The sequence below is a fragment of the Sphingomonas turrisvirgatae genome (assembly GCF_001721295.1).
Lineage (GTDB): Bacteria > Pseudomonadota > Alphaproteobacteria > Sphingomonadales > Sphingomonadaceae > Sphingomonas > Sphingomonas turrisvirgatae.
In genome coordinates this window covers 85,655-111,485 of record NZ_MDDS01000057.1, presented here as the reverse complement: position 1 = coordinate 111,485, position 25,831 = coordinate 85,655, and the positions used below count along the sequence as shown (strand labels likewise).

The window sequence follows — 25,831 nt, the reverse complement described above, 5'->3', positions numbered from 1 at the left end:
CATGTTGTACCAGATCGCCGAATGGCTGGGTTTTCCCTCCATCCTCAACCTGATCCGCTACCTGTCGTTCCGCACGGGCGCAGCGGTGGCGACAGCGTTGCTGATCGGCCTGATCATCGGACCGCGCTTCATTGGCTGGCTGCGTGTGCGGCAGGGCAAGGGGCAGCCGATCCGCACCGACGGGCCGCAAAGCCACTTGGCCAAGCGGGGCACGCCGACCATGGGCGGCCTGATGATCCTGACCAGCCTGGCGCTGTCGGTGCTGCTGTGGATGGACCTGGCCAATCCCTATGTCTGGGCGTGCCTGTTCGTGACCATCGGGTTCGGGCTGATCGGTTTCCTCGACGATTACGACAAGGTTCGCAAGGCGAGCACGGCGGGCGTGTCGGGCAAGGTGCGCCTGCTGGGCGAGTTCGTCATTGCCGGCGTGGCCGCCTGGGTCATCACGCAGCAGAACGGAACCATGCTGTATGTGCCGTTCTTCAGCGAATTCAGCGTTGATCTGGGACCGTTCTATGTTCTGTTCGCCGCGTTCACGATCGTCGCGTTCGGCAATGCTGTGAACCTGACCGACGGCCTGGACGGTCTCGCCAGCATGCCGGTGATCATCGCCAGCCTGGCGTTCATGCTGATCGTCTACCTCGCCGGTAACAAGGTGTTTGCCGGCTATCTCGGCATCCCGCATGTGCCGGGAGCAGGCGATCTGGCCATTTTCTGCGGAGCCATCGTCGGCGCGGGCCTTGCCTTCCTGTGGTTCAATGCGCCGCCAGCGGCGGTGTTCATGGGCGATACCGGAAGCCTCGCACTGGGCGGCGCGCTCGGCGCGATCGCGGTGACGGCGCACCATGAACTGGTGCTGGGCATCATCGGCGGGCTGTTCGTGGTCGAGGCGATGAGCGTCATCATCCAGGTGTTCTTCTACAAGCGCACCGGCAAGCGCGTGTTCAAGATGGCGCCGATCCACCATCATTTCGAACAGATGGGGTGGAGCGAGCCGACCGTCGTCATCCGTTTCTGGATCATCGCGTTCGTGCTGGCGCTGGCCGGCCTCTCGACGCTCAAGCTGCGGTGATCGTCAGCGCTGCCTGGCGCGGCAAACGCTATGCGGTGCTGGGGCTGGCAAGGTCCGGGGCCGCGACCGTGCGCGCGCTGGTCGCGGCGGGCGCCGAGGTGACCGCCTGGGATTCAAGCGAGGCGGCCCGCGCGAGCGTTACCGGGGCGGCAGTGGCCGATCCGGTCGAGATCGACCTGACGGGCTTTGACGGCGTGGTGGTTTCGCCGGGGGTGCCGATCAACCGGCATCCGATCGCGGACAAGGCGCGGGACGCCGGCGTGCCGATCATCGGCGACGTCGAGCTGTTCGCGCAGGCGCGGGGCGAGCTGCCGCCGCACAAGGTTGTGGGGATCACCGGGACGAATGGCAAATCCACCACCACGGCGCTGATCCACCATATCCTCGATACGGCAGGCGTTCCGGCGCGGCTGGGCGGCAACATCGGGTTGCCGATTTTGGGGCAGGATCCGCTTCCCGCAGGGGGCGTCTATGTGTTGGAGTTGTCGAGCTATCAGATCGACCTGACGCAGCGCCTGGATTGCGATGTCGCGGTGCTGCTCAACATCACGCCCGACCATCTCGACCGCTATGACGGGTTCGAGGGCTATGCCGCGTCCAAGGCACGGCTGTTCGCGATGCAGTCGAAGGGGCGTGCGGCGATCATCGGGATCGGCGACGAAGCTTCGCAGGCGGTGGCGAAGCAGGTGTCGCGTTCGGGGCGGGCCGAGGATCTGACCAAGATCGCGCCCGGGGTTTGCCTCGACCAGTCGCGCTGGCCCACGCTGCAGGGGCCGCACAATGCGCAGAATGCGCTGGCGGCGATTGCGGCATGCGAGGCGTTGGGGGTGGATCAGGCGAGCATCGATCGCGGACTTGAGACATTTCCGGGCCTGCCGCACCGCATGGAGCGGGTCGCAACCAGGAGCGGCGTCCTGTTCGTTAACGACAGCAAGGCGACCAATCCCACCTCGACCGCGCCGGCGCTGTCGGCGTTCAAGGATATCCACTGGATTCTGGGGGGTCAGGCCAAGACCAATGACCTGGAGGCATGTCGTCCGGGATTCCCTAACGTGCGCCATGCCTATACGATCGGCGCGTCGGCGAGCATGTTCGCCGACTTGCTGAAGGACGAGATGCCGGTCGAGCAAAGCGATACGCTGGAAGCGGCGGTCAGGGCGGCGGCGGCGAAGGCGCGGCCCGGCGAGACGGTGCTGCTGTCGCCTGCCTGCGCGTCGTTCGACCAGTTCAAGGACTATGAGGATCGGGGCGCGCAATTTCGCGCGGCAGTGGGGGCACTGGAATGACCGACGTGCGGCGGAATGTGCCGGCGCTGCGCGGGTGGCGCGCACGGTTCGAGGACAAATTGAGCCGGGGCAGCAATTCGAGCATCGGATTGTGGTTCTGGGAAATCGACCGGGTGCTGTTGCTGCTCGCGCTTTTGCTGGTCGGTATCGGGCTGATCGCCGTCGCGGCGGCATCGCCTGCTTCGGCCGTGCGCTATTCGGGCGAGGCCAAGCAGTTCGCGTCGATGCACTATTTCTGGCGGCAGGCGCTGTGGGTCGGGCTATCGCTACCCGTGCTGTTCGTTGTATCGATGCTGCCCGTCAGCGTGGCGCGCCGCATGTCGATCGTCGGCATGGCGGTGTGCCTGGTGCTCGTCGCCCTGGCCGGGTTCTTCGGCGCCGAAGTGAACGGCGCGCGGCGCTGGATCGGCTTTGGCATTGCAAGCTTCCAGCCGTCCGAGTTCCTCAAGCCTTTCTTCATCGTGACCACCGCCTGGTTCCTGTCGCTGCGTGCGAAGGATGAGAGCCTGCCGGTGATTCCCCTGACCGGGGTGCTGACCGTCTTGGTCGCTGCGCTGCTGATGAAGCAGCCCGATTTCGGACAGACCATGATATTCGGCATGGTGTGGATCGTGCTGTTGATGCTGGCCGGCATTTCGGGCAGGGCGATCGGCTTCCTCGGCGGTCTTGTGGTGGCGGGGGTGATCAGCGCTTACCTCTTCTATGACACGGCGCGCACGCGGATCGACGCGTTCCTGTTTCCCGACCCGGCCAAGGCGGCGGCGGACCATTATCAAACTGATATGTCGCATGCCGTCATCACCGCCGGCGGCGCGACCGGCACGGGTCCGGGCGGCGGCACGGTCAAGTTCAAGCTGCCCGAGGCGCATACCGATTACATCTTCTCGGTCGTAGGCGAGGAATTTGGCCTGATCGCCTGCATGGGTATCGCCATCCTGTATTTGGCCATCGTCATTCGCGTGCTGATCAAGCTGCTGGACGAGGAGGATAATTTCCGCCTGCTCGCCGCCGCGGGACTTGCGGCGCAGTTCGGGCTGCAGGCGCTGATCAACATGGCGGTGAACACGGGGCTCGCGCCTTCCAAGGGAATGACGTTGCCGTTCATCTCATATGGCGGCAGTTCGATGATCGCGCTGTCGATCGGCATGGGGCTTTTGCTCGCGTTCACGCGCCGGAACCCGTATCTGAAGCGCTCGCCCTATACGGTTCGAGGCAATTGATTGATGGGTTCGGGTAAGCATTACGTATTGGCCGCAGGCGGCACCGGCGGGCACATGGTCCCGGCGGCGGCGCTTGCGGCGGAGTTGATGAAGCGCGGGCACAAGGTCGCGCTGGTGAGCGATGCGCGCGGCGTGCGCTTTCCCGACCTGTTCGACGGGATCGAGACGCGGGTGGTGCCGGCATCGCGCCTGTCGGGCGGGCCGATCGGCTGGCTGAAGGCGGCAAATGCGATGCGGCAGGGACGGTCGGCCGCGCTGAAATTATACCGCGAGTTCAAGCCCGCGGCGGTGGTGGCATTTGGCGGCTATGCCTCGCTCCCCGCGCTCCTCGCGGCGTTTGCGGCGAAGGTGCCGACCGTGATCCACGAGCAGAACGCCGTGCTGGGCCGCGTCAACCGGCTGGTCGCGGGCAAGGTCGATGCGATCGCCACGAGCTATGACAAGGTCGAGCGGTTGAAGCCGGGGTATGAGGACCGGGTGCATCTCGTGGGCAATCCGGTGCGCGAGGCAGTGCTGGACCTGCGGCTGAAGCCTTATCCTCCGCTGGACGAAGACGGCATCTTCCGCGTGCTGGTGACTGGTGGAAGCCAGGGCGCATCGATCCTGAGCGAAGTGGTGCCCGACGGCTTGGCGCTGTTGCCGATGCATTTCCGCCGGCGGCTGCAAGTGACGCATCAGGCGCGGATCGAAGACATTGACGAGGTGCGCCGCAAATATCTCGAGCATGGCATCCCGGCCGAGATCGCGACCTATCTCCCTGACCTGCCCGAACGCCTGGCCTGGTCGCACGTCGTGATTGCGCGCGCGGGCGCCTCGACGGTCGCTGAGCTGACCGCAGCCGGACGTCCGGCGATCCTGGTGCCGCTGCCCGGGGCGACCGACGACCACCAGGCCGCGAATGCGCGCGAGATCAGCGCGGCGGGCGGGGCGCGGACGATCCCGCAGCGGGCGTTCACGGCGCAGGAGCTGGCGAAACAGATCCAGAAGCTGGGACTCGAGCCGGTGGCGCTGGCGAATGCCGCGGCATGCGCGCGCAGCGTTGGGCGCCCCGACGCGGTGCGCGATCTGGCCGACCTGGTCGAGTCGATCGACGCCGATTATGCGTCGGCCGGACTGGGGCGTGCTCAGCCGGTGAAGGTCGCTCCGGCCGCGGGCGCCGCCTATGCGAAGGTGTCGGCATGAAGGGCGTGGCCAAGGACATCGGCACGATCCATTTCGTGGGCATCGGCGGCATCGGCATGTCGGGCATCGCCGAGGTGATGCACAACCTTGGCTACAAGGTGCAGGGCAGCGACAGCGCCGAAGGCTATGTGATCGAAGGGCTGCGCAAGCGCGGCATCCCGATCGCGATCGGACAGCGGGCCGACAATCTGGGCGATGCGGCGGTGGTCGTCACTTCGACCGCGATCCGTCGCGACAATCCCGAGGTGCAGGCCGCCTATGCCGCGCGCATCCCGGTCGTGCGGCGCGCGGAGATGCTGGCTGAGCTGATGCGCCTCAAGTCCACGGTCGCGGTGGCGGGCACCCACGGCAAGACGACGACGACCAGCATGATCGCGGCGCTGCTCGATGCTGGCGGGGTCGATCCCACCGTCATCAACGGCGGCATCATCAACCAATATGGCTCCAACGCCCGGCTGGGCGACAGCGAGTGGATGGTGGTCGAGGCCGACGAAAGCGACGGTTCGTTCCTGCGGCTGGACGGCACCATCGCGGTCGTGACCAACATCGATCCCGAACATCTCGATCATTATGGCAGCTTCGACAAGGCCAAGGACGCCTATGTCGAGTTCGTCGAGAACGTGCCTTTCTATGGCGCGGCGCTCTTGTGCCTGGATCATCCCGAGGTGCAGGCGATCATCCCGCGCGTTCGCGATCGCCGCATCGTGACCTATGGCTTCGCGGCGTCGGCAGACGTGCGCGGGGTGAACGTGCAGCCCTATCCCGGCGGGAACCGGTTCGAGGCGATCATTCGCAATCGCGACGGCACGGTTCGGTCGATCGAGGGTATCGACCTGCCGATGCCGGGGCGGCACAATGTCCAGAATGCGCTGGCCGCGATCGGCGTCGCGCTGGAGATGGGCATCGACGATGCGACGATCCAGAACGGCTTCGCGCAGTTCGGCGGGGTCAAGCGCCGTTTCACCAAGGTTGGCCAGATCGGCTTTGCGAGCGGCAAGCCGGCGATCGTGATCGACGATTACGGCCATCATCCGGTCGAGATCCGCGCGGTGCTGGCGGCGGCACGCGAGAGCGCGGAGGGCAGGGTGATCGCCGTCGTCCAGCCGCACCGCTATTCGCGGCTGGGCAATTTGATGGACGACTTTGCGCAGGCGTTCAACGATGCGGACCTGGTCTATGTGACGCCGGTCTATGCCGCGGGCGAGGCGGCGATCGATGGTGTGGATGCGCAGGCGCTGGTGGCGCGAACGCTGGAGCGGGGGCACCGTTCGGCCGCGACGGTCGCGGACGCGGGAGACCTGGCCGATGTGCTGGCGGACGTCGCGCAACCGGGCGACCTGATCGTCTGTCTGGGCGCGGGCGACATCACCAAATGGGCCGCGGGCCTCGCCGAGGCAGTCAATGCGCAGCGAGCGCGGGCAGCATGAGCGACTGGTTCACCCTCGCCACCGACATGCAGCGCGAGATCATTCGCGCGCAGAAGGCGCAGATGGATGCGGCTCAGAAGGCGCTGGGCGCCGGGCAGCGGATGATCGATCTGCAGGAAGCGGGGCAAAAGGTCGCCGAGGCAAACCTGTCCTATTGGAAGCAATGGGCCAAGCTGTGGGGGCTGAAGTGAGTGTCGCGCTTCTCCCCAAGGTGCGGGGGAAGCTGACCCCGGACGCGCCGCTCGCGCCTTTGGTGTGGTTCAAGAGCGGCGGGACGGCGCAGTGGCTGTTCGAGCCGGCGGATGTCGAGGATCTCAGCGCGTTTCTCAGCGGCTTAGACTCGAACATGCCCGTCATGGCGCTGGGCCTGGGGTCGAACCTGATCGTGCGCGATGGTGGCGTGCCGGGCGTGGTGGTGCGATTGGGCAAGTCGTTCGCCAAGGTTTTTGCCGACGGCCTGACGCTGCGTTGCGGCGGCGGGGCGAGCGGCATTCTGGTCTCTTCGATCGCGCGCGATGCGGGCATTGCCGGCGTCGAATTCCTGCGCTCCATCCCCGGCACGGTGGGCGGCTTCGTGCGGATGAACGGCGGGGCCTATGGACGCGAGACGGCGGAGGTGCTGGTCGAGTGCGAGGTCGTGCTGCGGTCGGGCGAGCGGCGCGCGCTGAGCGTCGACGAGCTTGGTTACAGCTATCGCCATTCGACGCTACCTGAGGGCGCAGTGGTGGTGAGCGCGACCTTTCGGGGCGAGGCGGGCGATCCAGCGGCGATCCAGGCGGAAATGGACCGTATCGCGGCAGCGCGCGAAGAGTCCCAACCGCTGCGCAGCAAGACCGGCGGTTCGACCTTCAAGAACCCACCGGGCGAGAAGGCGTGGGCGCTGGTGGATGCCGCCGGATGCCGCGGGATGAAGCGCGGCGGCGCGCAGGTGAGCGAAAAGCACACGAACTTCCTGCTGAACCTGGGCGGTGCGACGAGTGCCGATATCGAAGGGCTGGGCGAGGACGTGCGGGCGAAGGTGAAAGCGCATTCCGGTGTCGAGCTGGAATGGGAAATACAGCGTGTCGGCATGTTCGCCGACGACGCCAGGGAAAGCGTGGGTTCGAGTAAGTGAGTGAGCGTTTGCACATCGCGGTCCTGATGGGCGGCTGGTCGGCGGAGCGGCCGGTGTCGCTGATGTCGGGCGAGGGCGTCGCCGAGGCGCTGGAGTCGCTGGGGCACAAGGTCACCCTGATCGACATGGATCGCGACGTGGCGGCGCGGCTGGCCGCGGCGAAGCCGGACGTGGTGTTCAACGCGCTGCACGGTACGCCAGGCGAGGACGGCACGGTGCAGGGCATGCTCGACCTGATGGGCCTGCGCTACACGCACAGCGGCATGGTCACATCGGTCATCGCGATCGACAAGCAACTGACGAAGCAGGCACTGGTCCCGCACGGCATCCCGATGCCCGGCGGGCATGTCGTATCTACCGCATCGCTGCATGAAGCCGATCCGCTGCCGCGGCCCTATGTGCTGAAGCCGGTCAATGAAGGATCGTCGGTCGGGGTGGCGATCGTCACCGCCGAAGGCAATTATGGTAACCCGATCAGCGCCGAGGCGAAGGGGCCTTGGCAGGAATTCGACGAACTGCTGGCCGAACCCTTCATTCGCGGGCGGGAACTGACCACGGCGGTGCTGGGTGATCGGGCGCTGCTGGTGACTGAACTTCGGCCCAAGAGCGGCTTCTATGATTTCGATGCCAAGTATACCGATGGGCTGACCGAACATGTTTGCCCCGCCGAAATCCCCGACGAGATTGCGCGGGCTTGCCAGCGCATCGCACTCGACGCGCATCGCCTGCTTGGCTGCAAGGGCGCGTCGCGCTCCGATTTCCGGTGGGATGACACGCTGGGTGTCGAAGGACTGTTTCTGCTCGAGGTGAATACGCAGCCCGGGATGACGCCGCTAAGCCTGGTGCCTGAACAGGCGAAGAAGTTGGGCATGACCTATCCGGAGTTGGTGCAGGCGATCGTCGAGGAAGCGCTTAAGGAGGATGCGGGATGAGCCGGAAACCGAGCTCGGCCAAGCGTCAGACGGTGAAGCCCAAGCGTGCGGCGCAACCCTCGCGCGCGGTCGCCAAGCGCAAGGAGCCCAATGTCCTCGATCTTGCGATCTCGGCGCTGCCGCTGAGCGATGCGACGCTGCACCGGGTAACGGTGTGGGGGCTGACGGGAATCGCGGTCGCTTCACTGCTGGGCGTCGCCACGCTGTTCGGGGTGCCGGGCATCATCGGCACCGCGCTGGCCGAGACGGTCGGCCGTGCCGGGTTCCGGGTCGAGCAGGTCGAGGTGACGGGCATCAAGCATGCCGACAAGATGTCGGTCTATAACTACACGCTCGACCAGAAGAGCCAGGCGATGCCGCTGGTCGATCTGGAAGAGGTGCGCGGCAAGCTGATGAGCATTGGCTGGGTTGCGGACGCACGCGTGTCGCGTCGATTGCCCGACACGCTGATGGTCCATATCGTCGAGCGACGGGCGGCGGCGGTCTGGCAGCACAAGGGCCAGCTGATGCTGATCGATGCCGAAGGCGTGCTGCTGGAGCCGGTATCGGCCGAGGCGATGCCTGACCTGCCGCTGGTGATCGGCGACGGCGCCTATGCGCAGCAGCCCGCCTATCAGCGGCTGCTGGATGCTGCGCCGGCGCTCAAGCCGCTGGTCAAGGCGGCGACGTGGATCGGTAACCGTCGCTGGGACCTGTCGTTCAACACCGGCGAGCGTCTGGCGTTGCCCGAGGGCGAGGCGGATGCTGCCAAGGCATTGAAGAAGTTCGCCGAACTGGACGGCGCCGATCGGCTGCTGGGACGCGGCTATCTGCGCTTCGATATGCGCGATCCCGCGCGACTGGTCGTGCGGATGCCGGGACAAGTCGAGCGGCGAGAGATTCAAACGGCCAGTGTGAGCGAATAAAGCGCGCGTTTAGGGGGACTTATGGCGAAGACGGCACCTGAGGGACTGATCACCGCGCTCGATATCGGATCGTCGAAGGTTTCGGCATTGATCGCGCAAAAGGGCGATGGCGGCGAACTGGTCGTGCTGGGCACCGGCCAGCGCGAGAGCCGCGGCGTGCAGCGCGGCTATATCGCCGACATGCACGCAACCGAAGTCGCCGTGCGCGAGGCGGTCGAGCAGGCCGAGCGGATCGCCGGCACCAACATCGAGGATGTGTGGGTCAGCTTTTCGGCTGGCGGCATGGAATCGAACATCCTCCGGCTTGAAGTCGATCTGGGCGGACACCGTGTCGAGCAGTCGGACGTGGATGAATTGCTCCAGGCCGGGCGCGAGGCGATCAATCCAGGTGGGCGGATGGTGCTGCACGCGCAACCCACGCGCTACACGCTGGACGGGCTTGCCGGCGTCAAGCAGCCCAAGGGTCTGCATGCCGAGCGGCTGGGCGTCGATATCCATGTCGTGTCGACCGAAGGCGCGCCGGTGCGCAACCTGGACCTGTGCGTCCGCTCGGCGCATCTTGAGGTCAAGTCGATCATCGCCGCGCCGGTCGCGACGGGGCTGGCCTGCCTGTCCGAGGAGGAGCGCGAACTGGGCGTCGCGCTGGTCGAGATCGGGGCGGGGGTGACCAACGTCTCGGTCTACAAGGACGGCGTCCTGACTGGGCTGGCTTCGATCGCCTGCGGATCGGCCGACATCACCGACGACATCGCGAGTGCGTTCGGCACGCGGCGCGGGCAGGCCGAGCGGATGAAGTGCTTCTATGGCTCGGCCAACATGACGCCGCGCGACAATCACGACATGATCGACGTCGCGCCGCTTTCGGCGCACGAGGAGAATGCCGAGGGGACGCGGATCACGCGCGCGCAGCTGATCGCGGTGATCCGCCAACGGCTCGACCGGCTGATGGCGATGATCCGTGAGGAGCTAACCAAGCTGCATTTCGAGGACCCGGTCGGGCGGCAGATCGTCCTGACGGGCGGCGGCGCGGAATTGAAGGGTATTGCCGATTATGCGCAGCAGGCGCTGGGCCGATCGGTTCGCGTGGGGCGGCCGCGCGGCCTGTCGGCGCTGCCCGAGGCGCATGCGGGGCCTGCCTTTGCGACGCTGGCGGGCCTGGCGACCTTCGCGGCGGCCGACCCGGTCGACCTGCGCACGCTGGAGCATCCGGGGCAGCTTGTCGTTCGCGCCAATCCCAAGGCAATGTTCAGCCGCCTGATGGCAGCGTTCAAGGCGAACTACTGAAAATACGGCGCGCCGACTGAAAAATACTGTTGATGACAGGTTAAATGCGCTGGCACCGGCCATCGGCTTGGTGCAGAAACGAAGGTTAAGCAGGCGATGCTCGTGGGGCGCGCCGCCTGATGGAGACAGGTAAGACATGAGCATCGACTTCCTCCCGCCCGATCTTGACGAACTGACCCCCCGGATCACCGTGATCGGTGTCGGCGGCGCAGGCGGCAACGCCATCGCCAACATGATCCGCGCCGAAGTGCAGGGCGTCGAGTTTCTGGTCGCCAATACCGACGCACAGGCGCTGAAGGCGTCCACCGCGGCGCAGCGCATTCAGCTTGGCGCGAAGATCACGCAGGGCCTGGGTGCTGGCAGCCGGCCCGAGATCGGCCGTGCGGCGGCGGAAGAGACGATCGAGCAGGTTCAGGAAGCGCTCAATGGCGCGCATATGTGCTTCATCGCGGCCGGCATGGGCGGCGGCACGGGCACCGGCGCAGCCCCCGTCATCGCCAAGGCGGCGCGCGACATGGGCATCCTGACGGTTGGCGTCGTGACCAAACCGTTCGCGTTCGAGGGCAAGAAGCGCGCGAAGTCTGCCGAGGACGGCATCGAAGAGCTTCAGAAGTTCGTCGATACGCTGATCGTCATCCCCAACCAGAACCTGTTCCTGGTGGCCAATGCGAACACGACCTTCAAGGAAGCGTTCCAGATGGCGGACGAAGTGCTGCAGCAGGGCGTGCGCGGCATTACCGACCTGATGGTCATGCCTGGCCTTATCAACCTCGACTTTGCCGACGTGCGTTCGGTGATGAGCGAGATGGGCAAGGCGATGATGGGCACCGGCGAAGCATCGGGCGACAGCCGTGCGATCGAGGCGGCGCAGCAGGCGATCGCCAACCCGCTGCTGGACGGCGTGTCGCTGGACGGCGCCAAGGGCGTCATCGTTTCGATCACCGGCGGCGACGACATGCGCCTGCTGGAAGTTGACGAAGCCGCGAATCATATTCGCGAACTGGTCGACGACAACGCCAACATCATCTGGGGTTCGGCGTTCAACCCCGAACTGGAAGGCAAGATCCGCGTGTCGGTCGTCGCCACCGGGATCGAGGCTGAGCCAGGCAAGAAGCCGGTTGCCGCAGCACCGGCCGCCGATACCTCGCGCAGCTTCTCGTTCGGCACCGTGCGCCGCCCGCTGGCGCCCGCAACCGAGGCTGAGGCTGCCGCGGCCGAGCCGGCACAGGCTCCTGCCTACGACGCCGAGTCGGTCGCCGAGGTGCCGCAGCCGGGCTTTTCCGAAGCCGCGGGCGGGTCGCCGGACGATGAGCTGACGCTTGAAGCGCCACTGCCGGCCGAAGAGCCGACAGCCGCGCCGAAGCGGTTCGACGATGAACTGGTGCTTGGCAGCGAGGCGATCGCGCCGCAGCCGGCCGCAGAAGCACCGCCGCCCGAGCCGACCATCCGCCGCCGCTGGTTGACCGGCGGCGACGACGATGCGGCGCCGGCACCCGCCGCCGAGACGCCACGTCGTGGCGGCACGCTGTTCGAGCGGATGGCTGCAGCGCGTGGCGGATCGAAGGAAGAAGTCGACAAGGATCCGCTGGATATCCCGCGCTTCCTCAATCGCCAGAACAACCAGTAACGAGTCGCTGGCTGGCGCCCCGTCCGGTACTTGCCGGACCGGGCGCAGCCGCTTCGGCCCGCCGCGTGTGTCGCGCATCTCGCCGCTGGCCGGACGCACTGACATTGGGCGTTCAGCCGCGCAGTGCTTAAGCGGCATCCAAGCATGAACGCCTTGTCCCAATCCCGAACCCTGATGTCGGTGCCGTTGCTGGCACTTGTCGCCGCGCTTTTGCCTGCCGCCCCGACATCGGCGCAGGAGGTCGTGCAGGCGGCGACGCCCAACGCCGATCGGCTGGCAGAGGAAATGCGCGTGCTGGCGCGCGATCCGCGCAACGTGCGCGCACTGTTGTCGGCGGGCGAGCTGAGCGCTCGGCTGAGCGATCCCTCCGCCGCCGCCGGCTTTTTCGCGCGGGCGCAGGCGCTCGATCCGCGCAACCCGCGTCTTCAGGCCGGGCAGGCGATGGTCATGGTGCGCAACGAGCGGCCCGGCGAAGCGCTGCGGCTGTTCGATGCGGCGGCGCGTGCCGGGCTGGCGATGGAGCCCTATGCGTCCGATCGCGGCCTTGCCTATGATCTGATCGGGGCGCAGGGGCATGCCCAGCGCGAGCATCGCGTGGCGATGCGGCTGAACCCGGATGACGAGACTCGTCGGCGCTATGCGCTGTCGCTGGGAATCAGTGGCGATACGGCGCAGGCCATGACGATCCTCGATCCGCTGTTGAAACGAAGCGATCGCGCGGCGTGGCGCGCGCGGGCCTTCATCCTGGCGATGAACGGCGACGCCGCCGGCGCCGACAAGATCGCGGCGAGCATGATGGGCGGGTTCGGGACCGCGCTGTCACCCTTTTTCCGCCGTCTCCCCGCCCTCGCTGCGGCGGACAAGGCATTCGCCGTTCATTTCGGTGAGATCCGCCGCACGCCTGCGCGCATTGCCGATGCGAGCGTCGCGCCGCCGCTGCCGGCGTTGCGACCGGAGCCAGGCGTGGCGCTTGCGGCTGCACAACAAACTCGCGTCCCGCAGCCAGCGGCCAGCCAACCGGCGCGGCAGGAGCGGCGCATGAACGCCTCGCAACGCCGGCAGGCGGCACGTGAGGCGCAGGCGCAGCAAGTACGTGAGGCGGAAGCGCGCGAGACGCAGCGGCTGGCGCAGCAGGAAGCCGATCGGCGCGAAGCGCAGCGGCTGGCCGATATTCGCGCGCAACAGGAACGCGAGGCATTGGCCGCAAGGCAGCGCGAGAGCGAACGGCTTGCGTCCGAACAGGCGGCGCGGGAAGCCGAGGCCCGTCGCGTCGCCGAGTTGCAGGCGCAGCAGCGCGCGGCGGCGGAAGCGGTGCGGCTGGCCGAGGCGCAGCGCGCAGCCGAGGCGCAGCGGCTTGCAGCCGCGCCCGTAGCGACACCGCCGCCGGTTGATCCGGTCGTGCAAGCGCAGCCCGCGCAGGTTGCCGAAGCTGCGTCATCCACACCGGCCGTAAGCCAGCCGGCTGCGCCCGCCGCCCAAGTCGCTGCCGCCATGCCGCCACAGCCCCCGGGGATCGGCAAGGAAGACAGCGTCATCGCGCGGATCATTGCCGGCATCACGATTCCCGCTTCCGAACTGGGCGTCGCGCCGATGCCTGGCGAGCAGCGAGCGGAAGCTGCGGCGCCCGAGCCGACGCCGCAGCCCGATCCTGCACCTGCCGCCGCCGCGCCGGTGCAGGTGACGCGCGTCCAGCCCACGCGACCCGAACCCGCACGAGCGGCAGGCGGGAGCAAGGAGGTCGAATCCAAGGCCAGGCCAGCCGCCAAGGCGGGCGATGCGGCGGCGGCCAAACCGACCCCAGCCAACGCGAAAGGCAAGGCCGCCGAAGCCAAGGGCAAGGCAGCGGACCCGAAGGCGAAGGCCAAGCCCGATCCGGCAAAGGCCGAGCCGGCACGGATCTGGGTGCAGGTAGCGGGCGGCGCGAATGTGAGCGATTTGCCTAAGGCATGGCGCGGACTGGTCGCGAAGGCACCGGCCGAATTTCGTGGCAGACAGCCCTGGACGACGCCGCTGCGCTTTACCAACCGGTTGCTGACCGGGCCGTTCAAGACGGCGGGCGAAGCGCAAGGCTTCGTGAACGCGATCGGGAGAAAGGGCTTGTCGGCATTCACCTTTACCAGCGAGGCCGGGCAGAAGATCGACAAGCTGTCGGCAAATTGATCTATGCCGCGGCGATGCCGATTCGCCTGAACTTCCCCGCGTGAAGCTTGCGCCCTATACCAGTGATCCGGCGCTGAGCCGTGGACGGGCTCATGCCGAAAGGCAGGGGACCACGCGCGGGCCGCGCGACGCGTTCCAGCGCGATCGTGATCGCATCGTCCATTCGATCAGCTTCCGCCGTCTGCGCCACAAGACACAGGTGTTCATGGCGCCCGATGGCGACCATTTTCGCGTCCGCCTGACCCATAGCCTGGAAGTTGCGCAGATCGGACGGACGGTGGCGCGGCAGCTGGGGCTGAACGAGGATTTGACCGAGGCACTGTGCCTGGCGCACGATATCGGCCACCCCCCGTTTGGACATGCCGGCGAGGATGCGTTGAAGGCCGCGCTGCACGCGCAAGGTGGTTTCGACCATAATGGCAACACGCTCCGCGCGCTGATGACGATCGACAGCCCCTATCCCGGCTGGGATGGACTGAACCTGTCGTGGGAGACGCTGGAGGGGCTGGCCAAGCATAACGGACCGGTGCGACATCCTGGCTGGGCGCTGAGGGCGGCGGACCAGGCGTTTCCGCTCGAGCTGGCCAGCCATGCCTCGCTCGAGGCACAGGTCGCGGCGATCGCCGACGATATCGCCTATGACAATCACGACATCGACGACGGCCTGCGCGCCGGATTGCTGACGATCGAACAGCTACTTGAGGTGCCACTGGTCGCGCGGGGGTGGGAAGCGGTGCAAGCGCAGTTTCCGGGCGGCGAGCCCAAGCGGCTGATGCGCGAACTGGTGCGGGCGCAGATCGGCGTGATGGTCAACGACCTGATCGAAGAAACGCGGCGCGGCGTCACGGCGGCGCGGGTCGAAAGCGTGGCGGACGTTCGCGCGGCAGGCATGACGCTGGCTCGTTTTTCCGACGAGATGCGCGAGGCGGAGCGCACGCTCAAGCGCTTCATGTATGCCAATCTTTATCACCACCCACGCCAACTGGCGGCCGCGGACGTGGCCCAAGGCATCGTCAGCGGGCTGTTCGCGGCCTATAGCGCAGACCCGGCGCTGATGCCGGAGGGATGGGGCGATTGCCTGCCGACCGAAGAGCCGTGGCGAAGCCGGCACATCGCCGATTTTATTGCCGGCATGACGGATCGTTACGCAGTCACGCGATATCGCGAGGCAGTCGGGCCGATCGACCTGCCCGAGGGGTTTTAGGTCCGTAATCTTGCAGGACGGAGACAAGGGCCGGCCTGATCCCGCCCGTCCGGGCGAAGCAGGCCGGCCATTTGCGATCAGTCGATGCTGGCCGTCTTAACCGAGCCGGCCAGCGGCTTGGCGATGGTGAAGGCAACGGGCGTGCCACCGACGAGGCCGCTGACGCGCTTGCCACGGACGGTGAGGGTATAGGCCGAACCCTGCGACGTCTTGCCGGTGATGACGGTCCGCTCACCCTGTTTGGCGCTGGTATAGGTGTAGGTCACACCATCGCGGGTGAACGTGCGCTCGGCTGCGGCGGCGGCAGTCGGGACGGCGAAAAGGGCGGCGGCGAGAATGATGATCTTGGTCACGAGCTGTCTCCCGGTGTTAGAGCCAGATCGGCACCTCTCGTTATGTTGTTGAAACGATCGTATGTTGCGCCGCAGCAATTGACGATCGCGAAGCGCGCATATGCGATTGCAGCGCCTGCATTCGTAGCAGGCCTTTGGCGCTGTAAACCCCGAGTCAGGTTTTGCGGAACACCAGCGATGCTAGGCTGAAGCGATGAAACGAGGATTGATCATTCGGCACACGCCCTATGAGGGCATCGCCGGATTTCGCGAGCCTGTCGAAGCTGCCGGCTATCAACTCGATCGCATCGACGTGACCGACCCAGACTTTTCGCGCGTGAACTTCAACACGCCGGACCTGCTGATCCTGATGGGCGGGCCGATGGGCGTGTACGAGCGTGAAGCGCATCCCTGGATCGATTGCGAGGTCGACCGGCTGGCCAGCCGCATCTCGCTCGGCCTGCCGACGTTGGGGGTATGTTTGGGCGCTCAGATGATCGCGCAGGCGATGGGGGTGAAGGTCCATGTCGGTCCTGTACGAGAGGTCGGATTCGCGCCGGTTGAGTTGAACGCGGCTGGGGCGGCGTCACCGTTACGCCATGTTGCGGACGTGCCGGTGCTGCATTGGCATGGCGACACCTTTCCGCTGCCCGACGGCGTCGAACTGCTCGCATCGACACCGGGCTGCGCGCACCAGGCATTCCGGCGCGGGTCGGCCCTGCTCGCGCTGCAATTCCACGCGGAGATGGGGGAGGACCCGCGTTTCGAGGAATGGCTGGACGGTGCGGACGACTATGTCGCGTGTGCCGGGACCAGCGTGGCCGCGCTGCGCGCACAGCATGACCGGCACGGGTCGCGCGCGGTCGCGGCCGGTCGGACGATGATCGCGGAGTGGCTGACGGGGCTGTGACGCGTGCGCTGCGTCGGGGCAGAACAGGCGGGGCGTGGCTAGCTTGGAACTTGATGTCGCGGCCGATCAGCCCAGCTGGCGTTTGATCGCAGCGTCGGTGCGCTTGCCATAGGGCGGCATGAGCCCGCCGAGCTTTGCCACATTGAGCCTCGACTGCTTGAACACGCTTTTGGCATGGCTGAAGGTGCGGAAGCCCGTTTCGCCGTGATAGGCGCCCATGCCCGAGGGCCCGATGCCGCCGAAGGGCAGTTCCTCCATCGAGACGTGGAAGATGGTGTCGTCGAGGCTGACGCCGCCCGAGATGGTGCGATCGAGCACGCGGCGGCGTTCGGCCTCGTCGCTCCCGAAGTAATAGAGCGCGAGTGGACGGTCGCGGCGGTTCACCTCGACGATCGCGCCATCGATCGTGTCGTATTTGCGGACCGGCAGGATGGGGCCGAAAATCTCCTCCTGCATGACCACCATGTCGTCGGTCGGATTGCGCACGATGTGCAGCGGGAGCTTGCGCGCGTTGGACCGGCCGAAGTCCTCGCCGGCCGGGTTTACGGCGATCACTTCGGCCCCCTTCGCACGTGCATCGTCGAGGGCGGCGGTGAGGCGCTCGAAATGGCGGTCGTTGATGATGGCTGTATAGTCCGGGTTGGCGAGCAGCGTCGGGTACATCGCGCTGGCGGCGCGGGTCAGGCCTTCGACCGCGGCGGCTTCCTGTTCGGCGGGGACCATCAGGTAATCGGGCGCGATGCAGATCTGGCCGGCGTTCAGCATCTTGCCCATCGCGACCCGCTCGGTCGCCTGGGCAAGGTCGGCGGAGCGGGCGAGGATCGCGGGCGACTTGCCGCCAAGCTCGAGCGTCACCGGCGTCAGATTGTCCGCCGCCGCGTGCAGGATATGACGGCCGATGCCGGTGGCGCCAGTGAACAGCAGATGATCGAAAGGCAGGGCGGCGAACGCCTGGCCCATTTCCGGACCGCCGCTGACGAAAGCGAGTTCGGTTGCGTCGAAATAGGCCGGGACGAGTTCTTCGAACAGGGCGGCGGTGGCGGGCGTGAACTCGCTTGTCTTGACCATCGCGCGGTTGCCTGCGGCGAACACTCCGGCAAGCGGCGACATCACGAGATTGACCGGAAAATTCCATGGCGAGATGATGCCGACCACGCCTTTTGGCTGATATTCGACCCACGCGCGGGCACCAAGCAGGCCGAGCGGGAACATGACCGGCTTCTTCTCGCGCCGCGCCCAGCGATCGACTTGCTTGATAGCATGTTTCAATGAGGCGACCGAGGCGGCGATGTCGGTAATCATCGATTGGCGCAGGCTGCGGTGGCCGAAATCCTCGCTCAGCGCGTCGCAGAGTCGTACGGCATTTTCCCCGACCATCACGGCGGCGCGCCTCAGGCGATCCTTGCGCACGGAAATCGCGACCGGCAACTCGGCCATGAAAGCTGTGCGTTGAGTGTCGAGCATTGCGCGCAGGTCGGCCACTATTCTCTCCTCGTCCGCGCCCGGATATCGGGCGATTTGGCAGTGCGTGCAATGGCGCGGCGGCGCGATTGAACCTCGATCATTTACATACGTTATACGGGCTCACGCTTACGAAAGCTCCGCATGTTCACGCAGCTCAACCCGCCGATCCCGCTCAACGTGCTCGGCAAGGGCGAAGGCTATGCCATCGGCATGATCGATTACGGGCAGGAGCATAACCTGATCTGGGTGACCGCAATCAGCGAAACGGGCGAAATCTGGTGCGCGCCCAATCCATCGGTCCGGCTGACCAAGAACTGGACGATGGGCCGGCCGGCGCCCAAACTGCCGAGCGGCACAGGTGACCGGATGACGATGTAGGGGCTAGATCGCCACGCCGTAGAGCCAGGCCGGGAACGCGGCGATCGCGAGCAGCGTGCCGAGCGGCAGGCGACTGGTCATCGACATTTCGCGGCCAGAGATACGAGCCGCCGCTGCAAAGGCGAGGCCGATCAGGCTGGCGGCCAGCAATATCGGGGCGAGCATGGAGGCGCCGAGCCAGATGCCGATGCCGGCGAACATCCTGGCGTCGCCGCCGCCCAGCCCCTGTCGCTTGCGGATCAGGCGATAGGTGAAGCGAGCGAGTTCGAGCAGGCAATAGCCGATGACGCCACCGGCGATGCGGTCGAGCCAGTTGGGCGGGAAGAGGAAGCCGTCGACGATGCCGGTGAGCGCCAGTGTCGCGGTGAGCAGGTTCGGCAGCCAGAAGGCGGCGAGGTCGAGCGCCGCGAGCGCGAGCAGGAGCCAGCCGAAGATCGCGCCGGCCACCCCCTCCGGCCCCGGCGCGACGAGACCGGCGGCAACCCCGACGACCAGTCCGGCCAGTTCGGTTCCGGGGTGACCGGGATGGATTGCGCCGCCGCATGCACGGCAGCGCCCGCGCTGCAGCACATAGCTGAGCAGCGGCACGAGTTCATGCGCGCGCAGGGCCTTGTCGCAACTGTCGCATGCCGAGCGGCCGTGCAGCGCGCTTCGACCCTGTGGCCAGCGCATCGCGATCGTCGCGATGAAGCTGCCGAGGACGAGGCCGAGCAGACCGAGGAGGAGCGGGTAGGCGTAGTCGGGCATGCCGCGCTTTTTGCCTCAATTCCGCTCAGGTATCGACTGGCTTCTTGCGGATCAGATAGCGATAGACGCCGAAGAGGTTGATGCCGAACAACACCATGTTCTGGGACAGGAGCGCCGTTTCGCCATCCATGATCGCGCCGCTGATCCAGGCAATACTCGACGCGACGAAGAGCGCAAAGCCGCAGCCGGTGACGCGGCGGCCGTTGTCTAGGCTGACCATGAAAGCGGCGATGATGCCGCTGATCGAGGCGAACCATTTGAGAACATCCATCAATTCCATGCGGCATCCCTGCTTTGCGTTTTGATTCGAGCGAACCTAGATCGCACTGGAAGACAAACTCACAGGAAGCCGATCATGTCCCACGATCCCGTCGTCATCCTTTCCTATGCGCGTACGCCGATGGGCAGCATGCAGGGCGTGTTCAGCGATGTCACCGCGACCGAGCTGGGCGCCACGGCGGTGGGCGCGGCGGTCGAGCGCGCCGGGCTGAAGGGCGAGGCGGTGGACCGCATCTATATGGGCTGCGTGCTGCCTGCAGGGCTTGGCCAGGCACCGGCGCGGCAGGCTGCGCGCAAGGCCGGGCTGCCCGACCATATCGAGGCGACCACGGTCAACAAAATGTGCGGATCGGGCATGCAGGCCGCGATCATGGCGAGCGAGGCGCTGGCCGCCGGGACCGCCGACATGATCATCGGCGGCGGGCTGGAGAGCATGACCAATGCGCCGTACCTGTCGTTGAAGCATCGCAGCGGGGCGCGGATCGGGCATGATCGCCTTTACGATCACATGTTCCTGGACGGGCTTGAGGACGCCTATGAACCCGGCCGTGCGATGGGCACGTTCGCGGAGGAGATCGCCACCGAATATCAGTTCACGCGTGAAGCCCAGGACGCGTTCGCCATCGCCAGCCTGACGCGCGCGCAAAAGGCGGCCACCAGCGGCGGCTTCGACCGGGAGATCGTGCCGGTCGAAGTCAGGACCCGCAAGGGCGTGGTCGTGGTCGATAAGGACGAGCAGCCCAGCAAGGCCGACGCGTCGAAGATCCCGACGCTCAAGCCGGCCTTTGCCAAGGATGGGACGATCACGGCGGCGAACGCCTCGTCGATCTCGGACGGTGCGGCGGCGCTGGTGCTCAGCCGGCTGTCGGTTGCCGAGAAGCTGGGCCTGCAGCCGGTGGCGAAAGTGGTGTCGCACGCCGGGCATGCGCACCTGCCGGCACGTTTCACCACGGCGCCGGTGTTTGCGATGCAAAAGGCGCTGGAGCGGGCGGGGTGGAAGACCGGCGACGTCGATCTGTTCGAGGTGAACGAAGCGTTCGCATGTGTTTCGATGATCGCGATGCGCGACCTGTCGGTGCCGCATGACGTGCTGAACATCAATGGTGGCGCATGCGCGCTGGGCCACCCGATCGGGGCGAGCGGCGCGCGGATTCTGGCGACGCTGCTGGCCGGCCTGCAGAACAACGGCCAGAAGCGGGGCCTGGCGTCGCTGTGCATCGGCGGGGGCGAGGCGACGGCGATGGCGGTCGAGCTGATGTAATCGGCACGCCCTGGCGGGAGTCGGAGCGGCGGCTCAGTCGATCTCTTCGCCCGGGTCGGTGCCCCAGATGCGGTTCTGTTCGACATAGCCGGCGCGGCCCTTGACGTCGAACCAGCACCAGCCGCGCTCACATTTGCTGATCCGGCCGATCACGCCCGGTGCGGCGCGCCAGTTGATGCGAGCGTTGCCGCGCGGCGCGTCGCGCAGCTCGACGATCCCGCCGACGATATAGCCGGTGCGGGTGGGCGACATGAGAGCGACCTGCATCCAGCCCTGTGTGCCGTCCGGATCCTCGACCTTGCGCCAGTCATTATAGACTTCGATCACCTTCACGGGCAGGTCAGCGCGCTGATAGAGCCAGCTGGCGGGATAGTTGCGGCCTGGACCGGTGCGCATCCGCGCCTTCGACGCGGCGATCGAGGCATAATAGGGCGGCTTGCGCTGCTGCGCCCAAGCGTCGGCGATGCTGGCGGACAGCAATCCCAACGCCATCATGGCGACAACCGCTTGAACTCGCACGCGCATTCGATGACCCCTGACTGACCTTGTTCGTCTAACGCCTAGGCACGCGACGCTTCAACCATTGACTGGCACGTGACGTGAGGCCAATCGATCGAACATGGCACAGCAGCGTCCCCGCGTCGTCGTCACTCGTGACCTGCCCGATGCGATCAATGCGCGGATGGCCGAACTGTTCGACGTCGTGGCCAATCCTGGCGACGTCGCGATGGACCGCGCCGCGCTGGCTACTGCGATGGCGGAATGCGACGTGCTGGTGCCGACGGTGACCGACACCATCGACGCCGAACTGATCGCCGGGGCTGGCGAGCGGCTGAAGCTGATCGCGAATTTCGGCGCTGGCGTTAACCATATCGACCTCAAGGCGGCGCGCGCGCGGCGGATCGTCGTCACCAATACCCCGGGTGTGCTGACCGAAGATACGGCCGACATGACGATGGCGCTGATCGTATCGGTGCCGCGCCGGCTGGCCGAGGGAGAAAAGCTGGTGCGATCGGGCCAGTGGAACGGCTGGTCGCCGGGCGGCATGCTGGGCCACCGCATCGGCGGCAAGCGGCTGGGCATCGTCGGCATGGGACGGATCGGCCAGGCGGTCGCGCGGCGCGCGCGGGCGTTCGGGCTTTCGATCCACTATCACAACCGCCATCGCCTGCCCAAGGTGGTGGAGGCCGAGTTCGGCGCGGAATGGCATCCCAATCTGGACGAGATGTTGAGCAACATCGACATCCTGACGATCCACACGCCGCTCAACGACGACAGCCGCGACCTGATCGACGCGCGCCGGATCGGCCTGCTCGGCCCGCAAGTGTACCTCATCAACGCCTCGCGCGGCGGGATCGTGGACGAGGATGCGATGGTCGCCGCGTTGGAAGCGGGGCGGCTGGCCGGGGCGGGGCTCGACGTGTGGCGGTTCGAGCCCGAAATCGATCCGCGGCTGCTCGCGCTGCCCAATGTGGTGATGACGCCGCACATGGGCTCGGCGACGCTGGAGGGGCGGATTGCGACGGGCGAGAAGGTTATCGCGAATATCCGCTTCTGGGCCGATGGGCATAGGCCGCCGGATCAGGTTCTGGAGGGCTGGGCCTAGCCCTTTTCGTCACTCACTCCGGCGGAGGCTGAGGTGTCGTGCAACGCCTGTCCTGCGCTCTCGCCTGAGATCCCGGTTTTAGCCGGGCTGCCGGAATTGGACTGCCGCTTCTTCAGGGCGCGAGCGAGGAGCATGCCGCCCAGGATGAAGCCGCCCGGCGCGAGAAGGATGGTCGCGGCCAGCAGCGTGTTGCGAGTCGCGTTCGACCGCGGCGCTTCGTCAGACAGTGAAGCTCTCGCCGCAGCCGCATGCGCCCTTTGCGTTCGGATTGTTGAACACGAAGCCGGCGGTGAAGTCGTCCTCGACCCAGTCCATGGTCGATCCGATCAGATAGAGGACCGAGCCGCCATCGACGAACAGCGTGCCGCCGGGCGTGTCGATGCGCTCGTCCATCGGATTGGCCGAGGTGACGTAATCGACGGAGTAAGCTAGGCCCGAACAGCCCCGGCGCGGCGTGGAAAGCTTGACGCCGATCGCATCGGCCGGCGCGCTCGCCATCAGCGACGCGATGCGCGCCTCCGAAGCCGGCGTCAGCAGGATCGCGGCCGGGCGGGCGCGGGTCTTTACGTCGCTCATCACAGCATCCCCAATTCGAGCCGGGCTTCGTCGCTCATCTTCTGCGGGTCCCATGGCGGATCCCAGACGAGGTTGACCTCGGCATGGCCTACACCCGGCACCGCCCCGACGCGCAACTCGACCTCGCCCGGCATCGATTCGGCGACCGGGCAATGCGGCGTGGTCAGCGTCATCGTCACGACGGCATGGCCTTCGCTCGTCACCTCGACATTGTAGATGAGGCCGAGGTCATAGATGTTGACCGGGATTTCGGGGTCGTAGATTTCCTTCAGCGCATCGATGATCGCTTCATAGGTCGCGCCGCCGGGTTCGCCCGCAGGCGCGTCGGCCGGCTTTTGCGAGAGGAAGCCGTCGAGATAGTCGCGCTTGCGCTCGAACGTCGCTTTAGGCGTTTCCTCGACGCGCGCGCGGGGTGGTGCCTCGACCGAGGTCACTTCTTCCACCTGGATTTTACCTGCTTCGCTCACCCGAAGATCCTCGTCACTCGTTCGATACCCTTGACCAGCGCGTCGATGTCCGCCGCCCCGTTATACACGCCGAAGCTTGCCCGTGCCGTCGCCGCGACGCCCAAGCTGTCCATCAGCGGCTGTGCGCAGTGATGGCCGGCGCGGATTGCGACATCGCCTTCGTCCAAGATGGTGGCGACATCGTGCGGATGCACCCCCTGAACCTCGAAGCTCACGATGCCCGCGCTGTCGCCGGGGCCGAAGAGGCGAACGCTGTTCAGGCCGGCAAGCGCATCGCGTGTGCGAGTCACCAGCGCCGTCTCGTGCGCATGGATGCGGTCGAGGCCGATGCTGGTCACATAGTCGATCGCGGCGTGAAGGCCGAGCACGCCGGTGATGTGCGGCGTGCCCGCCTCGAACCGGCCCGGCGGGGGCGCGTAGGTGGTCCGATCGAACGTCACGCGGTCGATCATCGAGCCGCCGCCCTGATAGGGGGGCATGGCGTCGAGCAGGTCGTATCGCGCCCACAGCACGCCGATGCCGGTCGGGCCGTAGAGTTTGTGGCCGGAAAAAACGTAGAAGTCGCAGTCGAGGTCGGCGACGTCCACCGCGAGGCGGGGTACCGCCTGGCAGCCATCGATCAGGATCCTGGCGCCGACGGCGTGAGCGAGGTCGGCAGCGCGGCGCGCATCGAGGACGGAGCCGAGGACGTTGGAGACATGGGCGAACGCGACCAGCTTGTGTCGCTCGGTCAGCATGGCCGCCATCGCATCGAGGTCGATGCGGTGGTCGTGCGTCAGCGGGACGACGTCGATCTGCGCGCCGACGCGCTCGGCCGCCATCTGCCACGGCACGATGTTGCTGTGATGCTCAAGCTGGCTGAGCAGGATGCGGTCGCCTGCCTTGAGGTTCGTCTGTGCCCAGCATTGCGCGACGAGATTGATCCCCTCGGTCGCGCCGCGGGTGAAGACGATCTCGTTCTCCTGCCCACCGATGAACTGAGCGACGCGGCAGCGAGCAGCCTCGAACGCCAGCGTCATGTCGGCCGAGCGCTGGTACACGCCCCGATGTACGGTGGCATAGGCGGTGTCGTAGCTGCGCGTGATCGCGTCGATCACTTGAGCTGGCTTTTGCGAGGTCGCAGCGGTGTCGAGATAGGCCCAGCCCGCCGGAATCGCGGGAAAGTCGGCGAGCAGGTCGAGCGGGGCGGTGGCGGTGAGCGTGGTCACAGCGCCGCCTCAAGCCAGCGGTCGGCGTCGGCCTTGAACGCCTCGCCCACCGCCTCGTCCCCGATGCGGTCGAGCGCGTCGGCGACGAAGGCGTGGGTGAGCAGCGCCTTGGCCTGAGCCTCGGGGATCCCGCGCGATTGCATGTAGAACAGCGCCCTGCGATCGAGTTCGCCGACCGTTGCACCATGGGCGCACTTCACGTCGTCGGCAAAGATTTCGAGTTCGGGCTTCAAATTCACCGTCGAGGTGCGCTTCAGGAGCAGGCCGCGCAATGACTGTTCCCCGTCGGTCTTTTGCGCGTGGCGAGCAACCTCGGCACGGGCGGCAAGGCTAACGGTCGATGCGTCGGCCGCGACCGCGCGCCAGACCTGTCGGCTGGTGCCTTCGGGAGCGGCGTGGTGGACGGCGACGGCGCATTCCTGGCGCTGCTCGCCGCGGGTGAGCAATGCGCCGCCCATTTCGGCGAAGGCACCGACCCCGTCGCAGCGCAGGAAGCCGTCGATGCGGCTGCCACTCTGGCCCGCGCCTAGGAAGGTCGCGACATAGCTGGCTGCTTCGCCGATGCTGGCCTCATCACGGATCGAGACGAAGCCCTGGTCCTGAAGCAGGCGGACGGCGCGCATGAGGCGCGCGCCCTTGCCGAGCGAGGCGTGGAGCAGACGGTTGCTCCAACCGCGCCCGGCATAGCTTTCGATGACGGTCGCGACGCCATCTTCGGCAAGGTCGATGCGCGCGGGCAGATGATTTTCGCCGCCGGTGGCGAGGTGGACGATCTGAACCGGATCGGTCGCGGTCCGTGCGTCGAGTTTTAGCACCCAGCCTTCGCCTTGCGCCAGGGCGCCAAGCGGATGCGAGGCGTTCATGTCGAGCCGGGTCAACTGGACCGCGCCGGGGCGGCTATGCGCCGGCTCGAACGCACCGTCGATGAAGGTGAGGCGCGGGCCGGGCAGGTCGAGGAACAAGCTGGCCGGGTCGATGCCGGTCGACTGTTGCGGCGTTTGCGCGGCGGTGCGAAGCGAGTCGAGGTCGGCCCAGCGCCAGGCCTCGTCGCGGGGAGAGGGGAGGGTGGCGAGTGTCATGCTGCGCGGCTCAGGAAGTTATTTGCGCACGAAGGCACGAAGGCACGAAGAGAAGAAGATTGGTTCGAGCGGAGGCGCGGAGGCGCAGAGGCGTTGCGCCCAGCGTGAAGC

26 protein-coding genes are annotated in these 25,831 nt (G+C 66.6%); 17 read left to right on the top strand and 9 right to left on the bottom strand.

Annotated features, from left to right (window positions below; translation table 11 throughout):
- The first annotated feature begins 1 nt into the window (after position 1).
- The 13 genes from mraY (at position 2) to BFL28_RS16250 (ending at position 15,413) form a co-directional block, all read left to right on the top strand.
- A complete protein-coding gene (mraY, locus tag BFL28_RS16310; RefSeq protein WP_069321575.1) occupies positions 2–1,072 on the top strand; it encodes a phospho-N-acetylmuramoyl-pentapeptide-transferase in 1,071 nt (356 codons plus the stop codon).
- Positions 1,069–2,358 (top strand): UDP-N-acetylmuramoyl-L-alanine--D-glutamate ligase, encoded by a 1,290-nt coding sequence (gene murD / locus BFL28_RS16305; RefSeq protein ID WP_069321574.1) that lies wholly within the window; start codon positions 1,069–1,071, stop codon positions 2,356–2,358. Before mraY ends, murD begins: the two co-directional genes overlap by 4 nt.
- On the top strand, positions 2,355–3,578 hold the full coding sequence (locus tag BFL28_RS16300; protein ID WP_069321573.1) for a peptidoglycan glycosyltransferase FtsW: 1,224 nt from the start codon (positions 2,355–2,357) through the stop codon (positions 3,576–3,578). The genes murD and BFL28_RS16300 overlap by 4 nt, the downstream gene beginning before the upstream one ends.
- A 3-nt stretch (positions 3,579–3,581) precedes the next feature.
- On the top strand, positions 3,582–4,760 hold the full coding sequence (murG, locus tag BFL28_RS16295; RefSeq protein ID WP_069321572.1) for an undecaprenyldiphospho-muramoylpentapeptide beta-N-acetylglucosaminyltransferase: 1,179 nt from the start codon (positions 3,582–3,584) through the stop codon (positions 4,758–4,760).
- Complete coding sequence (murC, locus tag BFL28_RS16290; RefSeq protein ID WP_069321571.1) at positions 4,757–6,187, top strand: UDP-N-acetylmuramate--L-alanine ligase; 1,431 nt, start codon at positions 4,757–4,759, stop codon at positions 6,185–6,187. The genes murG and murC overlap by 4 nt, the downstream gene beginning before the upstream one ends.
- Positions 6,184–6,378, top strand: a complete 195-nt coding sequence (locus BFL28_RS16285; RefSeq protein WP_069321570.1) for a hypothetical protein — start codon at positions 6,184–6,186, stop codon at positions 6,376–6,378. Before murC ends, BFL28_RS16285 begins: the two co-directional genes overlap by 4 nt.
- Complete coding sequence (gene murB, locus BFL28_RS16280; protein ID WP_420911777.1) at positions 6,375–7,301, top strand: UDP-N-acetylmuramate dehydrogenase; 927 nt, start codon at positions 6,375–6,377, stop codon at positions 7,299–7,301. The genes BFL28_RS16285 and murB overlap by 4 nt, the downstream gene beginning before the upstream one ends.
- Positions 7,298–8,233, top strand: coding sequence for a D-alanine--D-alanine ligase (locus BFL28_RS16275; RefSeq protein ID WP_079247219.1), 936 nt, complete (start codon positions 7,298–7,300; stop codon positions 8,231–8,233). Before murB ends, BFL28_RS16275 begins: the two co-directional genes overlap by 4 nt.
- Entirely contained in the window at positions 8,230–9,138 is a 909-nt protein-coding gene (locus BFL28_RS16270; RefSeq protein ID WP_069321568.1) for a cell division protein FtsQ/DivIB, read from the top strand. Before BFL28_RS16275 ends, BFL28_RS16270 begins: the two co-directional genes overlap by 4 nt.
- A 21-nt stretch (positions 9,139–9,159) precedes the next feature.
- A complete protein-coding gene (ftsA, locus tag BFL28_RS16265; protein ID WP_069321567.1) occupies positions 9,160–10,422 on the top strand; it encodes a cell division protein FtsA in 1,263 nt (420 codons plus the stop codon).
- A gap of 136 nt (positions 10,423–10,558) precedes the next feature.
- Entirely contained in the window at positions 10,559–12,049 is a 1,491-nt protein-coding gene (ftsZ, locus tag BFL28_RS16260; protein WP_069321566.1) for a cell division protein FtsZ, read from the top strand.
- A 174-nt stretch (positions 12,050–12,223) separates the two neighbouring features.
- Complete coding sequence (locus BFL28_RS16255) at positions 12,224–14,209, top strand: hypothetical protein (RefSeq protein WP_069321565.1); 1,986 nt, start codon at positions 12,224–12,226, stop codon at positions 14,207–14,209.
- 40 nt (positions 14,210–14,249) lie between these two features.
- Complete coding sequence (locus tag BFL28_RS16250; RefSeq protein WP_069321564.1) at positions 14,250–15,413, top strand: deoxyguanosinetriphosphate triphosphohydrolase; 1,164 nt, start codon at positions 14,250–14,252, stop codon at positions 15,411–15,413.
- 77 nt (positions 15,414–15,490) lie between these two features.
- Here the strand turns inward: BFL28_RS16250 and BFL28_RS16245 are convergent, their stop codons facing one another.
- Complete coding sequence (locus BFL28_RS16245; RefSeq protein WP_069321563.1) at positions 15,491–15,766, bottom strand: hypothetical protein; 276 nt, start codon at positions 15,764–15,766, stop codon at positions 15,491–15,493.
- 193 nt (positions 15,767–15,959) lie between these two features.
- On the opposite strand from BFL28_RS16245, the gene BFL28_RS16240 reads away from it, so the two are divergent.
- A complete protein-coding gene (locus BFL28_RS16240; protein ID WP_069321562.1) occupies positions 15,960–16,655 on the top strand; it encodes a glutamine amidotransferase in 696 nt (231 codons plus the stop codon).
- 66 nt (positions 16,656–16,721) lie between these two features.
- On the opposite strand, the gene BFL28_RS16235 is transcribed toward BFL28_RS16240, so the two are convergent.
- Positions 16,722–18,173 (bottom strand): coniferyl aldehyde dehydrogenase, encoded by a 1,452-nt coding sequence (locus BFL28_RS16235; protein WP_079247218.1) that lies wholly within the window; start codon positions 18,171–18,173, stop codon positions 16,722–16,724.
- Positions 18,174–18,260: 87 nt separating this feature from the next.
- On the opposite strand from BFL28_RS16235, the gene BFL28_RS16230 reads away from it, so the two are divergent.
- The gene (locus tag BFL28_RS16230; RefSeq protein ID WP_069321561.1) at positions 18,261–18,497 is read left to right on the top strand and encodes a hypothetical protein; all 237 of its coding nucleotides are present in this window, start codon (positions 18,261–18,263) and stop codon (positions 18,495–18,497) included.
- A 3-nt stretch (positions 18,498–18,500) separates the two neighbouring features.
- Here the strand turns inward: BFL28_RS16230 and BFL28_RS16225 are convergent, their stop codons facing one another.
- Positions 18,501–19,244 carry a prepilin peptidase gene (locus BFL28_RS16225; protein ID WP_069321560.1) on the bottom strand — a complete coding sequence of 248 codons (744 nt, stop codon included), beginning with the start codon at positions 19,242–19,244 and terminating at the stop codon, positions 18,501–18,503.
- A gap of 25 nt (positions 19,245–19,269) precedes the next feature.
- Entirely contained in the window at positions 19,270–19,524 is a 255-nt protein-coding gene (locus BFL28_RS16220; RefSeq protein WP_069321559.1) for a hypothetical protein, read from the bottom strand.
- 75 nt (positions 19,525–19,599) lie between these two features.
- On the opposite strand from BFL28_RS16220, the gene BFL28_RS16215 reads away from it, so the two are divergent.
- A complete protein-coding gene (locus tag BFL28_RS16215; protein WP_069321558.1) occupies positions 19,600–20,784 on the top strand; it encodes an acetyl-CoA C-acyltransferase in 1,185 nt (394 codons plus the stop codon).
- Between the two features lie 33 nt (positions 20,785–20,817).
- On the opposite strand, the gene BFL28_RS16210 is transcribed toward BFL28_RS16215, so the two are convergent.
- Complete coding sequence (locus BFL28_RS16210; RefSeq protein ID WP_420911776.1) at positions 20,818–21,276, bottom strand: SH3 domain-containing protein; 459 nt, start codon at positions 21,274–21,276, stop codon at positions 20,818–20,820.
- A gap of 127 nt (positions 21,277–21,403) precedes the next feature.
- Here BFL28_RS16210 and BFL28_RS16205 point away from each other — a divergent pair, with 127 nt between their 5' ends.
- Positions 21,404–22,390, top strand: coding sequence for a 2-hydroxyacid dehydrogenase (locus tag BFL28_RS16205; RefSeq protein ID WP_069321556.1), 987 nt, complete (start codon positions 21,404–21,406; stop codon positions 22,388–22,390).
- Between the two features lie 219 nt (positions 22,391–22,609).
- On the opposite strand, the gene BFL28_RS16200 is transcribed toward BFL28_RS16205, so the two are convergent.
- Genes BFL28_RS16200 through BFL28_RS16185 form a run of 4 tightly spaced genes read right to left on the bottom strand, consistent with a single transcriptional unit; the run spans position 22,610 to position 25,720 of the window.
- Positions 22,610–22,966, bottom strand: coding sequence for a HesB/IscA family protein (locus BFL28_RS16200; RefSeq protein WP_069321555.1), 357 nt, complete (start codon positions 22,964–22,966; stop codon positions 22,610–22,612).
- Positions 22,966–23,433 carry an SUF system Fe-S cluster assembly protein gene (locus tag BFL28_RS16195; protein WP_069321554.1) on the bottom strand — a complete coding sequence of 156 codons (468 nt, stop codon included), beginning with the start codon at positions 23,431–23,433 and terminating at the stop codon, positions 22,966–22,968. The genes BFL28_RS16200 and BFL28_RS16195 overlap by 1 nt, the downstream gene beginning before the upstream one ends.
- Positions 23,430–24,641 (bottom strand): cysteine desulfurase, encoded by a 1,212-nt coding sequence (locus BFL28_RS16190; protein WP_069321553.1) that lies wholly within the window; start codon positions 24,639–24,641, stop codon positions 23,430–23,432. Before BFL28_RS16190 ends, BFL28_RS16195 begins: the two co-directional genes overlap by 4 nt.
- Positions 24,638–25,720, bottom strand: a complete 1,083-nt coding sequence (locus tag BFL28_RS16185) for a SufB/SufD family protein (protein ID WP_069321552.1) — start codon at positions 25,718–25,720, stop codon at positions 24,638–24,640. The genes BFL28_RS16190 and BFL28_RS16185 overlap by 4 nt, the downstream gene beginning before the upstream one ends.
- Positions 25,721–25,831: the final 111 nt, after the last annotated feature.